The sequence below is a fragment of the Aliidiomarina shirensis genome (assembly GCF_003987345.1).
Classification (GTDB): Bacteria; Pseudomonadota; Gammaproteobacteria; order Enterobacterales; family Alteromonadaceae; genus Aliidiomarina; species Aliidiomarina shirensis.
Genome location: NZ_PIPP01000002.1, coordinates 562,564 through 575,108 on the forward strand (window position 1 = coordinate 562,564; position 12,545 = coordinate 575,108).

At 46.3% G+C, this 12,545-nt stretch carries 13 protein-coding genes and 5 tRNA genes; all 18 read right to left on the reverse strand.

Annotation, left to right across the window (positions count from 1 at the left end; genetic code table 11):
* Positions 1 to 27 precede the first annotated feature (27 nt).
* A complete protein-coding gene (gene rplJ / locus CWE13_RS06635) occupies positions 28 to 546 on the reverse strand; it encodes a 50S ribosomal protein L10 (protein ID WP_007420313.1) in 519 nt (172 codons plus the stop codon).
* Between the two features lie 319 nt (positions 547 to 865).
* Positions 866 to 1,567: a 50S ribosomal protein L1 gene (gene rplA / locus CWE13_RS06640; RefSeq protein ID WP_126807042.1), complete on the reverse strand. Its 702-nt coding sequence runs from the start codon at positions 1,565 to 1,567 to the stop codon at positions 866 to 868.
* Positions 1,568 to 1,572: 5 nt separating this feature from the next.
* Positions 1,573 to 2,001, reverse strand: a complete 429-nt coding sequence (gene rplK / locus CWE13_RS06645) for a 50S ribosomal protein L11 (RefSeq protein WP_126807044.1) — start codon at positions 1,999 to 2,001, stop codon at positions 1,573 to 1,575.
* Between the two features lie 114 nt (positions 2,002 to 2,115).
* A complete protein-coding gene (gene nusG / locus CWE13_RS06650) occupies positions 2,116 to 2,661 on the reverse strand; it encodes a transcription termination/antitermination protein NusG (RefSeq protein ID WP_126807046.1) in 546 nt (181 codons plus the stop codon).
* A 12-nt stretch (positions 2,662 to 2,673) separates the two neighbouring features.
* Entirely contained in the window at positions 2,674 to 3,051 is a 378-nt protein-coding gene (secE, locus tag CWE13_RS06655) for a preprotein translocase subunit SecE (RefSeq protein ID WP_126807048.1), read from the reverse strand.
* A gap of 33 nt (positions 3,052 to 3,084) precedes the next feature.
* Positions 3,085 to 3,161: transfer RNA gene (locus CWE13_RS06660), tRNA-Trp, on the reverse strand.
* 127 nt (positions 3,162 to 3,288) lie between these two features.
* Positions 3,289 to 4,041 carry a glycerophosphodiester phosphodiesterase gene (locus CWE13_RS06665; protein ID WP_126807050.1) on the reverse strand — a complete coding sequence of 251 codons (753 nt, stop codon included), beginning with the start codon at positions 4,039 to 4,041 and terminating at the stop codon, positions 3,289 to 3,291.
* Between the two features lie 9 nt (positions 4,042 to 4,050).
* Positions 4,051 to 4,281: a glycine zipper domain-containing protein gene (locus CWE13_RS06670; RefSeq protein ID WP_126807052.1), complete on the reverse strand. Its 231-nt coding sequence runs from the start codon at positions 4,279 to 4,281 to the stop codon at positions 4,051 to 4,053.
* A gap of 178 nt (positions 4,282 to 4,459) precedes the next feature.
* Positions 4,460 to 5,644, reverse strand: coding sequence for an elongation factor Tu (gene tuf / locus CWE13_RS06675; protein WP_126807031.1), 1,185 nt, complete (start codon positions 5,642 to 5,644; stop codon positions 4,460 to 4,462).
* Positions 5,645 to 5,764: 120 nt separating this feature from the next.
* Positions 5,765 to 5,840 (reverse strand) — tRNA-Thr (locus tag CWE13_RS06680).
* Between the two features lie 15 nt (positions 5,841 to 5,855).
* Positions 5,856 to 5,930, reverse strand: a tRNA-Gly gene (locus CWE13_RS06685).
* A gap of 39 nt (positions 5,931 to 5,969) precedes the next feature.
* Positions 5,970 to 6,054, reverse strand: a tRNA-Tyr gene (locus CWE13_RS06690).
* Between the two features lie 20 nt (positions 6,055 to 6,074).
* A tRNA-Thr gene (locus tag CWE13_RS06695) sits at positions 6,075 to 6,150 on the reverse strand.
* Between the two features lie 221 nt (positions 6,151 to 6,371).
* Positions 6,372 to 7,670, reverse strand: coding sequence for an adenylosuccinate synthase (locus CWE13_RS06700; protein ID WP_126807054.1), 1,299 nt, complete (start codon positions 7,668 to 7,670; stop codon positions 6,372 to 6,374).
* Between the two features lie 122 nt (positions 7,671 to 7,792).
* Entirely contained in the window at positions 7,793 to 8,953 is a 1,161-nt protein-coding gene (locus tag CWE13_RS06705) for an aminotransferase class V-fold PLP-dependent enzyme (RefSeq protein WP_126807056.1), read from the reverse strand.
* 178 nt (positions 8,954 to 9,131) lie between these two features.
* Positions 9,132 to 10,019 (reverse strand): protease modulator HflC, encoded by an 888-nt coding sequence (hflC, locus tag CWE13_RS06710; RefSeq protein ID WP_126807058.1) that lies wholly within the window; start codon positions 10,017 to 10,019, stop codon positions 9,132 to 9,134.
* 3 nt (positions 10,020 to 10,022) lie between these two features.
* Entirely contained in the window at positions 10,023 to 11,204 is a 1,182-nt protein-coding gene (gene hflK / locus CWE13_RS06715) for an FtsH protease activity modulator HflK (RefSeq protein WP_126807060.1), read from the reverse strand.
* A gap of 43 nt (positions 11,205 to 11,247) precedes the next feature.
* Entirely contained in the window at positions 11,248 to 12,531 is a 1,284-nt protein-coding gene (gene hflX, locus CWE13_RS06720) for a ribosome rescue GTPase HflX (RefSeq protein ID WP_126807062.1), read from the reverse strand.
* Positions 12,532 to 12,545: the final 14 nt, after the last annotated feature.

Sequence of the window (12,545 nt, forward strand, 5' to 3'; positions counted from 1 at the left end):
ATTAAAAAATTTAATTTATTTTGTCGCTTATTTAGCGTCTTTGATTGCACCAAGCACACGGACAAATTTAGTAGGTACTTCATTGATAGTACGAACAAATTTGGTAACCGGAGCTTTGAAGGTGGCAAGCAATTTGGCCAATGCTTCGTCGCGTGTCGGAAGTGATGCTACTGCGTCCAATTTTTCTGGACCCATCAAACCATTACCGATAGACAATGCTGTTACTTTCAAATGCTTTGATGATTTCTGTGCATCTTTGAACAGGCGAGCAGCGCTGCCTGGTGCATCGATAGAGAAACCATATACCAAAGGACCTTTCAGTACAGATTCAATGTCTTCAAACTTCGTACCTTCCAATGCGCGCTTCGCAAGAGTGTTCCGAATAACTTTCAGATACACGCCTTGTTCACGAGCTTGGCGGCGAAGTACGGTTAGTTCCGCAACTTCCATTCCACGATACTCAGCTACAGCGACGGATAGTGCTTCTGAAGCAACATCGTTAATTTCTTTAACGATTGCTTTTTTTGCTACTAAACCAAGTGCCACTAGCATCACCTCGTGTTAAGAGTTTCAAGCCTTCGCTTTCCACTCGTACGTTACAATTTGGCAAGTTTGTCTATTACTAAACGCCCTTACCGCTTTGTCACGGTGAATCTCTACCCAGAGAGTCTGAGTCGGATATCACCATCTGCGCTGGCTTTCATTGATTAAGCAAATACCTCTCGGTATTTGCGCCTGCGGTCTTGGATGAGAGCCACATCATTTAAAAATGAGAGGCGACTCCAACCCTAAAACTGAAACAGATTTTAGTATTTACCAAGTTCAATATATGAGCCGGCAAACCTAAGCTATTAGCCTTCGCTAATTAGCTGCGCGCTTCCAATGTAGATTGATCTACACGAACGCCTGCACCCATAGTTGTGGAGATGCTAACACGGCCAATGTAAGAGCCTTTTGCATTGGCTGGTTTTGCTTTTTTCAAAGCTACCAATAATGCTTCTAAGTTCTCTTTCAATTTACCGTCTTCAAAATCTACACGACCGATAGTGCAGTGAATAATACCGTTCTTATCGTTACGGTAACGTACCTGACCAGCTTTTGCATTTTTAACTGCAGTTTCTACGTCTGGAGTTACAGTACCAGTTTTCGGGTTAGGCATTAGGCCACGTGGACCTAAAATCTGACCTAACTGGCCAACAACGCGCATTGCGTCTGGAGATGCGATAACAACATCAAAGTTCATTTCGCCTTTCTTCACTTGCTCAGCAAGATCTTCCATACCTACTAGTTCTGCACCAGCAGCTTTGGCTTTCTCAACATTCGCGCCTGAAGTAAATACAGCTACGCGTACATCACGACCAGTACCGTTTGGTAGTACAGTTGCACCACGAACGTTTTGATCTGATTTACGTGCATCAATACCTAGGTTCACTGCAACATCTACGCTTTCAGTGAACTTTGCAGTTGCTAACTTTTTAAGTAAAGCAATTGCTTCATTAATATCGTAATCACGGTTGCCATCAATTGCTTCACGGATGGTGCGCATACGTTTGGTTAAACGTGCCATATCTATTACCCCTCTACCTTCAGGCCCATTGAACGAGCAGAACCTGCGATAGTACGTACAGCTGCGTCAAGGCTAGCTGCCGTTAAATCTGGCTCTTTAGTTTTAGCAATCTCTTCTAGCTGAGCGCGGGTAACAGTACCTACTTTCTCAGTATTAGGACGACCTGAACCACTCTTAACACCTGCTGCTTTTTTCAACAAGAACGCTGCAGGAGGAGTTTTAGTAATGAAGGTAAATGAACGATCTTCAAATACTGTAATTTCAACTGGTACTGGAGCGCCTTTTTCAAGCTCGCCAGTAGAAGCGTTGAACGCTTTACAGAATTCCATGATGTTCACACCATGTTGACCCAACGCTGGACCAACTGGTGGTGACGGATTAGCCGCACCGGCTGCTACTTGCAGCTTGATGATGGCGGAAACTTTCTTAGCCATGATAAAACCTCTGTGTTAAGGGTTATACGCCTCGTAAGCCAAGAGGAGACTTACTCAAACGGCTTCCCAAATGTAAAAAACGGAGGCGGATTGTATAGTAATCCGCCTACGTGATCAAGCCTTTTCGACTTGGCTGAAATCTAAATCAACCGGGGTTGACCGGCCAAAAATAGATACAGAAACTTTCATGCGGCTTTTGTCGTAATCGACTTCTTCCACAGTACCGTTGAAATCTGCAAACGGACCATCGTTAACACGCACCATTTCACCTGGTTCAAACAGGGTTTTCGGACGTGGACGATCAGCGTTTTCAGTTAAACGATTTAAAATAGCATCCGCTTCTTTTTGCGAAATTGGCGCTGGGCGCTCTGCGGTGCCACCAATGAAACCTAATACGCGAGGCGTGCTTTTCACTAAATGCCATGAATCTTCATCCATCGCCATTTCTACCAGCACATAACCTGGGAAAAATTTGCGCTCAGCATTACGGCGCTGAGAACCGCGCATTTCAACTACTTGCTCAGTTGGTACCAAAATCTGACCAAACTTCTCTTCCATGCCTTGCGTTTTAATGTACTCAGCTAGGGTTTTCGCAACGCGGCCTTCGTAGCCTGAGAATGCTTGTACGACATACCAACGTTTTTTCTTTGGTTCGGTCATGATGCTGACTCCTTAGATGCGAATACCAGTTGCTAGGCCAACGACACGAACTAAAATGCCATCTAATCCCCACAACAGCAAAGCTACTAGCACAGTAGCGGCCAACACAATTAAGGTTGTTTGCGTGGCTTCTTTACGGCTTGGCCACACTACTTTGCGAACTTCAGTACGGCTTTCTTTTGCAAACGTTAAGAAAGTGGAACCTTTCTCTGTTTTCGCAGCAACAAAGCCTGCGATAGCAACAAGAACAACCACCGCTAATGCCCGCAATGCTACGGACATATCGCCATACATGTTGTTACCAATAACCGCAGCAACAAGCAGAGCTACTACAATAATCCACTTAACGATATCCAGTGAATTTCCCTGGTTTTCTGTATTTACACTCATTATATGCCGGACCCGCGTTGATTCAGCTGAAACTGGCAGGGGTGGAGGGATTCGAACCCCCAACCATCGGTTTTGGAGACCGCTGTTCTACCAATTGGAACTACACCCCTAGAAATTATTCTAAATCCCGATGTTAAACCAACCTTAAGCAAGTGATAGCAAGCTGGGAGGAAGATAGGCATCGGAATGGACGCGTCATTATACCGATCAAAGGCTTAAAAGCAAGCCATGAAGTGACTAAAAACCGCTTGCACTACGCGTTTCTGCTTTCAATAGTTCCGGGGCATGATTTGTAAGTAGTTCATCAACGCCGGCGGCTAACGCTTGCTCGTGTTGTGCCGCAGTTTCGGGCAAATAGCCGATCACGTGGGCGCCATGTTGATGGAACCGCGCTACCATGTTTTTATTTAAGATAGGAACGCCTTTTAATCTCGGTGGTACTGCGTAGTACTGCCCCTTTACGATTTTACCTAAGCCGGGTAAACCTAGAAGAGCGGCAGTTCCCGCTCGATAACACTCAGGTTCACGCGCTAGACAAAAGGCATCTGCTACGACGTCGGTTAAAATTTGTTTGTGGTTATTTTGCCAAACGAGATATCGCGCTTGTTGATTTAAGAACCGTGCTACCGCAGCATCTGCAGATAACTTTTCAAGTGCATTGAAGGTTTGCTGAGCCTGTTCTGGTTTAATATCTAATATCCAACGATAGTGGGCATAACGTTCAAGCAGCTCATCAAAAAACAAAAGAAATTCACCGCCTCGTAAACGTTGTTGTGAAAGTTCTTTCCGAGTTAACTGGTGAATCGCTAGTGACGATCCAGCAACACGCGCAAGATCTGGATCATGACAAAGCACGATATGGCCATCGCGGCTACAACGCAAATCCGTTTCAAGATGCTCGAAGCCTAAATCAATAGCGGCATCAAAAGCCTCGCCGGTGTTTTCGGTAGCTGATTTTGCATAGCCCCTATGGCTTATCCAGGTTGTCATGGTATTTCGCTATTCACTTTCGTCGCTGGAATCTTTCTTTTTCGCAGCACTACTAAATGCTGGTATAAAAGCTACGCCGATAGCTATACCCAAAGCGATGCCTAAACCCATGTTATCAAATGCAACACCTAGCGCTACACCGATAGCGATACCAATAGGTAGAGCCTGAGCTAAGCTATTACCGGAAACGTTTTCTAAACGTTGCTCTGATTCGGTATCTGGATTTTTTTCTTTTTTCATGGCTATGTACCTCGATGCTTGTTCGATACTCTACCAGCATAGCCTATCTTAATCGCAATAGGCTAATAATCACTCGAAGCAAGAGCGTTCAGCCCTGCGATTTCCTTGGTATTTCTCTGGATGCCAAGCAATAAAAAAGGCGCCCTAAGGCGCCTTCTTTTCGTGGTGTTATCTAAAATTAATCAAGAATCTTAGATACAACACCAGCGCCTACAGTACGGCCACCTTCACGGATTGCGAAGCGTAAACCGTCGTCCATAGCGATTGGTGCAATCAATTCAACTACGAATTTGATGTTGTCACCAGGCATTACCATTTCTACGCCTTCTGGAAGCTCTACAGCACCCGTTACGTCAGTTGTACGGAAGTAGAACTGTGGACGGTAACCTTTAAAGAATGGCGTATGACGACCACCTTCTTCTTTGCTCAATACATACACTTCAGCTTCAAACTTAGTGTGTGGAGTGATTGAGCCTGGCTTCGCTAATACTTGGCCACGTTGAATATCTTCACGCTTAGTACCACGTAACAACGCACCAATGTTCTCACCTGCACGACCTTCGTCAAGCAACTTACGGAACATTTCTACACCCGTTACGATAGTTTTCGTGGTGTCTTTCAAACCAACGATAGCTACTTCATCACCCGTGTTCACGATTCCGCGCTCTACACGACCGGTTACTACAGTACCACGGCCTGAGATTGAGAATACGTCTTCGATAGGCATCAAGAATGGCTTATCGATATCACGCTCTGGCTCTGGGATATACGTATCAAGCGCTTCTGCAAGCTCTAGAATCTTCTGTTCCCATGCTTCGTCGCCTTCCAACGCTTTCAACGCTGAACCTTGGATTACTGGCAAGTCGTCACCTGGGAAATCGTACTCTGATAAAAGTTCACGAACTTCCATCTCTACCAATTCCAACAACTCTTCGTCGTCTACCATGTCGCACTTGTTCATGAATACTACGATGAACGGTACGCCTACCTGGCGTGATAACAAAATGTGCTCACGTGTTTGTGGCATTGGGCCATCGGTAGATGCTACTACTAAGATAGCGCCGTCCATTTGCGCAGCACCCGTGATCATGTTTTTCACATAATCCGCGTGACCTGGGCAATCTACGTGTGCGTAGTGACGTGATGGAGTATCGTACTCTACGTGTGAAGTAGAGATGGTGATACCACGCGCTTTTTCTTCTGGCGCGTTATCAATTTGTGCGAAGTCACGAGCAGAGCCACCGTAGTGTTTCGCTAGGACAGATGTAATGGCCGCAGTCAGAGTAGTTTTACCGTGGTCAACGTGACCGATAGTACCTACGTTTACGTGCGGCTTAGAACGTTCAAACTTTGCTTTAGCCATAACAGCCTCTCTTTCGAAACGCGCGGCGGACAATGTTCGCCAGTGCTTCATGATGTTTAAATTAAATGTGTTTTTTTACGATTAGGGGAGGTTTTGTTGAAACTGAAACTGCAAATCAACTGGTGCTGATAGGCGGATTTGAACCGCCGACCTCACCCTTACCAAGGGTGCGCTCTACCGACTGAGCTATATCAGCAACACAAATTTGATATGGAGCGGGTGGCGGGAATCGAACCCGCGTCATCAGCTTGGAAGGCTGAGGTAATAGCCATTATACGACACCCGCGATCAGATTCAGGGCTACCTCGGACCTAATCAGAAAAAATGGTGGAGGGGGCAGGATTCGAACCTGCGAAGGCGGAGCCGTCAGATTTACAGTCTGATCCCTTTGGCCACTCGGGAACCCCTCCACGAGTTTTTTTCTAAAAAATGGTGCCGGCAGAGAGAGTCGAACTCCCGACCTACTGATTACAAGTCAGTTGCTCTACCAGCTGAGCTATGCCGGCGCCACCGTTTAGGTGGAGCGCATTCTAGGGGATCGATTAGGGTCTTGCAACCACATATGCGCATTTTTTTTGATTTTTTTATCTGACTGCTTAAATTTTAAGACATCAGCTTAAAAAAACAGCTTAATTCGAGCGTTCTGCAAACAGCGGGCGCAAACAATAATTTATTTGCGTCCGCTTTTGGTTGAACTCGATTTCCCTATCTACAAACTAATTATCGCTTAAGCACCAAAAGGATGCTGAAGTACGATTGTTTCTGCCCGGTCTGGTCCTGTGGAAATAATATCAACAGGAACGCCTAGGAGCGTTTCTAAGCGCTTAATATAGGCAAGTGCAGCTGCGGGCAGCTGAGAGTGCTCTGTAGCTCCCTCTGTGCGCTCATCCCAACCCGACATGGTTTCATAAACAGGCTCAACCAATTCATAGTCTTCTGCAGCCATTGGCGGTAAATCAGCTATGCTGCCATCTGGCATTTTATAACCTACGCAGATCTTTAACTCTTTTAAACCATCAAGAACATCAAGCTTCGTTAAGCACAATCCGCTGATAGAGTTAATTTGCACTGCCCGGCGCATGGCAACCGCATCAAACCAACCCGTCCGGCGTTTACGTCCAGTAGTAGCACCAAATTCATGGCCTTTCACGCCAAGGTATTCGCCCACTTCACAATCCAGCTCGGTTGGGAACGGGCCTGAACCAACACGTGTCGTGTATGCTTTCACGATTCCCAAAACGTAATCCAGATAACGCGGACCAAAGCCTGCACCAGTGGCTACGCCCCCGGCAGTCGTATTTGACGAAGTTACATAAGGATAGGTGCCGTGATCGATATCAAGCAGAGTCCCTTGCGCACCCTCAAACATAATCGCTTTTCCTTCCTGGCGAGCTTTCTCAAGCATACCTGGAACATCCGCTATCAGAGGCTTCAGTATTTTTGCAACGTCTAAGCAATAGGCCAGAACATCTTCAACAGAAACAGCTTCTTGCTTGAAGTATTGCGTTAGCACAAAGTTGTGTAGCTCCATCGTTTCTGCAAGCTTTTCGGCCAAACGCTCAGGGTGAAATAAATCACCAATACGAATTGCACGGCGGGCAACCTTGTCTTCGTAAGCAGGGCCAATACCACGCCCAGTTGTACCGATAGCTTTCTTGCCACGCGCTAATTCACGCGCCTGATCTAAAGCTATGTGATACGGCAAAATTAGCGGGCAAGCTTCGCTGATAAGCAAACGCTCGCGAACAGGAATACCCCGCTCTTCAAGCATAGTGACTTCTTTCATCAACGCTTCTGGTGAAAGCACTACGCCATTACCAATCACGCAGGTTACGTTATCGCGTAAAATTCCTGATGGAATCAAATGCAATACCGTTTTTTCACCATTGATAACGAGTGTATGACCTGCATTATGGCCACCCTGATAGCGCACAACATATGTTGCTTTATCAGTTAGCAGATCAACAATTTTTCCCTTGCCTTCGTCACCCCATTGGGTGCCAAGAATAACGACGTTTTTACTCATGATAGTTTTAGTTCACACGTTGGATGTATAGACGCTGGTATGGCGGTGGATTAAGCGGGGATTCTAGCAGAAAGCCCCGCTTTTGCAGAGTGATTTTTAAACACAACGCCAAAATTTACAGGTTATCCCTGTATTTTCTGGAAATCATTTACATTTTGATAAAGCGCGAAGCCAAATCGCAACCGGTTATTGCGATAATCTGTAGCCACACCTTGCTCACGCAATCTGCCAGCAAGTTGCTCGACAACCTCAGCGGATTCCAATAAGAACGTGAAAAAATGGCCATGTTTGGCGCCCGTTTCACTCGGCGCTAATAATAAATTATTCCGGTTCAACTGCGGATGGTTCAGTGTATCAATATGGGATAAGAAGGCGTTCTGCAGCTTAGTAATATACGCATGTCGAGTGGCCGTATCCAGCCCTTCGCTACGCCATAATTCAAACACCGCGTTCAAACGATACATAGCGCTGAAATCCATGGTGGCACCAGCAAAACGCATGCCATCATCACTGTAATTTACAGTTCCCTCTTGCGCTTTTGCTAGCCCGGCAAAATCCGCAAACCAGCCGGTATATTCGGGCCGTAACTTACAATGTTGCGGTACCACAGCAAAGCACATTCCCTCACCCCCTTGCGCATATTTATAGGCTCCGGCGAGGTAAAATATACGCTGCTGGTAAGGTGCCCAATCCGTTTCTAACGCACAAAAACCATGGTAGCCATCAACCACAATAAGCGTATCTTGATCTTGCACCAAATCTAGCCACACATTCGGCTCTGGCGCCACGATGCCGCTGTTATAAAACACTTGGCTAATAAAGATTAAATCCCACGGCTGTTTCGCAACAGCTGCCTGCCAACGCTCGGCGAAACTATGGGAAGGTTCACAAGGAACACATTCCATGGTTACATTCCCGCGCTCTAGGATACGTCGGCTTTGTCGATTGAAGCTGTGAAATTCACCGTCGGTGGTGAGTATACTTAAGGGCTTTGCTGCCGAGAAAACACTAAGAAGGCGATATACAAGCTCATGCGTATTCGGTGCAAAAACGATTTGGTCAGGGCTCGCTAAATTTAATTCCTTCGCGATGTTTTGTTGTAACTCGGGTACTTTCTCAGTGAACAGAAAGCCCCATTTTTCATCGGCAAACTTTGCTGAATCATCCCAATACGCTAGCTGCGCATCCCGGGTTACATCCGGCCAATAATAATGGCTATGAGGCGCGCAGTGCAGTAGGCCAGGCCGCGCATTTAGAAAATGTTTATATAAATATTGATACATAAGCTTCTCGTTTTTTGGTGAATGTCCATTGCGGCGGCATCTACTTCAATCATTGCTAACAGAGTAACCGATGGGCTAACGATTAAGAAGTAACTAACCACGTTTTGTAATAGTAAAACGTAAAAACGGGAGCCTAAGCTCCCGTTTCAATATCGTACTTCAAAGCTAATCGTCAGCTCTAATCAACCTGAATATCCATCTGGTTGAAATACTTGAAGAACTCGCTATCAGGGCTTAACACAAGCACGCTATCGCCTTCACCGAAGCTTGCAGTGTACGCTTCTAAGCTACGCACAAATGCAAAGAACTCTGGATCTTTTCCGTATGTTTCGGCGTAAATCCGCGCGGCTTCCGCATCCCCTTCACCACGTATTTGCCGTGCTTCACGATCTGCATCTGCAAGCATTACCGTTACACGCGCATCAATATCAGCACGAATAATTTCTGCCTGCTCGCGGCCTTCTGAACGATGTTCCCGTGCTACTGCATTACGTTCTGCCCGCATCCGTTCGTAAATCGCGGTGCTTACTTCTGTAGGCAAGTTGATTTGCTTAACGCGCACATCCAGCACTTGAATACCCAAATCATTTGAGCTTTCTGAAGCTTGAATCAATGCTTGTTCCATTAACTCATCACGCTCACCAGAAACGATATCCCGAATGGTTCGCGAACCAAATTCTGCTCTTAAGCCAGCATTGATTCGGCGCATCAGAAGTTCTTCTGCTTGAACTTGATTACCACCACCAGTAGAAAGATAGTACTTTGAAAAATCTTCAATGCGCCATTTTACAAATGCATCAACGATCAAATCTTTCTTTTCACTGGTGATAAAGCGGTCGGCTTGCCCATCTAGTGTTTTAATCCGTGCATCAAGCTTAATAATCCGTTCGATGAACGGGAGCTTGAAGTGCAAACCAGGATTATAAACAACGGCAACGCCCTGCTCATCTTGTGCCACTTTACCGAATCGAATCACGATTCCGCGCTCGCCCTCAGCAACAGTGAACAACGAAGAGTAGCCCAGCACCGCGAGGATAATGACGATAACTATCGTTAGGTTTCTCATTGCTTAGTTCCCTCCCCGTGGAGTGAATCGATTGCTCGTTCGGCCACTATCTTGTTGACTAGAGCTTTGGTTCGATGAGCTTTGGCCATCTTGCTGCGAATTGGCCGGCAAAATTGGCGCTTGCGGACGCACCACACGCGAATTGTGTTGCTCTAAAATTTTATCAAGCGGCAGATACATCATTTGATTACCACCATCTACATCGATAAATATTTTCGCGTTATTCGCGTATATTTTCTCTAGTGTTTCCAAGAAAATACGCTGGCGAGTTACTTCTGGAGCAGCCTGATACTGTGGCAGTAAATCGTTAAAGCGAGATACTTCACCTTCTGCTCGTAAAACCATTTGCTCTTTATAGGCTTGCGCTTGTTGTTGTAACCGGCGCACTCGACCACGAGCCGTAGGTTCAATTTCCCGCGCATAAGCTTCCGCTTCGCGAACGAAACGTTCCTGATCTTCCTGTGCGCGAATAGCATCATCAAACGCATCGCGAACTTCTTCCGGCGGACGCGCGCCTTGGAAGTTGACATCAATAACGGTAATGCCTAAATCGTAACGCTGGGTTAACTGATCGATAATTTGCCACGTTTGCTGCCGAACTTCTTCACGACCCACGGTTAAAATATTATCCATCGTGTTATGACCAATAACGTAGCGCAAAGCACTATCCGTTACTTGCGATAAACTTGAATCGGGTGCTTCTACGTTAAACAAGTAAGCCCGTGGATTCATCACTCGATACTGAACAGCAAGCTCTACACGAACTACGTTTTCGTCTTCCGTAAGCATGAACCCAGCGGTTTGCTGTGAGCGAACATTGTTAACATCAACGTTCTCTACCTCGTCAACAAACATTGGCCGCCAGTGCAAGCCAGACCCTACTTCAGAATGATACGCACCAAAACGCAGGACAACCCCTCGTTCAGCTTCGTTCACCGTGTAGAAGCCAGCGATAATCCACACTACAAATACCAAAGCTAACGCGATTCCTACCGCTTTTTTCGGTATACCACCTGAACCACCACCACTACCTTGGCCGCCTTTACCGCCACCAAGACCTAACTTACCCATAAGGCTACGCAAAGCTTCATCCAGATCAGGTGGGCCCTGATCACGACCGCCCTGAGGTTTATTGCCCCAAGGATCTTTATCTTTGCCGCCATTTCCCGGTTGATTCCAGGCCATTGATTACTCCAACAAATACATTGTTATCGAAAACGTACTAAAACTAACACAAGCTTCGTGTTAGTTGCTCACCAAATTGTTTCAGTAAACGCTGCCACTCTACGACAGGAACACGGACTGATACTATCACATCTCCATCGTCCTGTGGGCGTTCATCTGTAACGCATTGTAACGCGTATAAACTACTACGCAATTTACCCTGATTTGGCCCCAATCTCAGCTCTTCAATCATCAATTGCGGCACTAAAATTTCATGTAATGCTTGCCGTAAAAGCTCAATTCCTGCACCCGTTTGTGCTGATAACCAAACCTCTCGCGGTTTACCATCGTCATCACGCACGATACGGGGTTGCAAATCAGCAACCAAATCAAGCTTATTCATCACCAACAACTGCGGAACATCACTTGCGGCTATTTCGGTAAGCACTTTATCAACCTCATGTTGATTATCGAGCATGCGCTCATCGTGACAATCCATAACATGAAGCAGTAATTCCGCATCCCGAGTTTCTTGCAAAGTTGCTTTAAACGCAGCCACAAGATCGTGCGGTAGATGCCGAATAAAGCCAACCGTATCGGCAAATATAAGTGCACCGACATCTGGCAATTCATATTTACGTAATGTTGGATCTAGCGTTGCAAATAATTGATCCGCCGCATAAACATCAGAATCAGTAAGCCGGTTAAATAGCGTTGATTTACCCGCGTTGGTGTATCCAACCAATGCAATTGTAGGGATTTCAGCACGCTGCCGTGAGCGCCGGCCTTGCTCACGCTGCTTCGATACCTTTTCGAGCCGCGCTAAAATATTTTTAATCCGTCCGCGAATCAATCGACGGTCGGTTTCCAGCTGAGTTTCACCTGGACCGCGCAGGCCTATACCGCCCTTTTGGCGCTCTAAGTGAGTCCAGCCGCGAATTAATCGGGTAGAAATATGCCGCAACTGAGCCAATTCCACCTGTAATTTACCCTCATGCGTTCGCGCACGTTGAGCAAATATATCGAGAATCAAGCCCGTACGATCAAGCACTCGGCATTTCACCTCGCGCTCAATATTTCGCTCTTGCGAAGGCGAAAGTGAGTGATTGAAAATCACAATTTCGGCCCCCGTGGCTTCCACCATGGCGGCAACTTCCTCAGTTTTACCTGAACCAATAAACAGCCGTGCATCTGGAGAGTGCCTTGAAGTGGTGATCACTGAAACCGCTTCAACGCCTGCCGAGGACACTAACAACTTTAATTCTTCGAGATCTTCCCGTGCCGATTCATTAGAAAACTCTACGTGAACCAACACGGCCTGCTCGCCACCTTCATACCGCTCAAACAAGCAAGCCGCTCCTT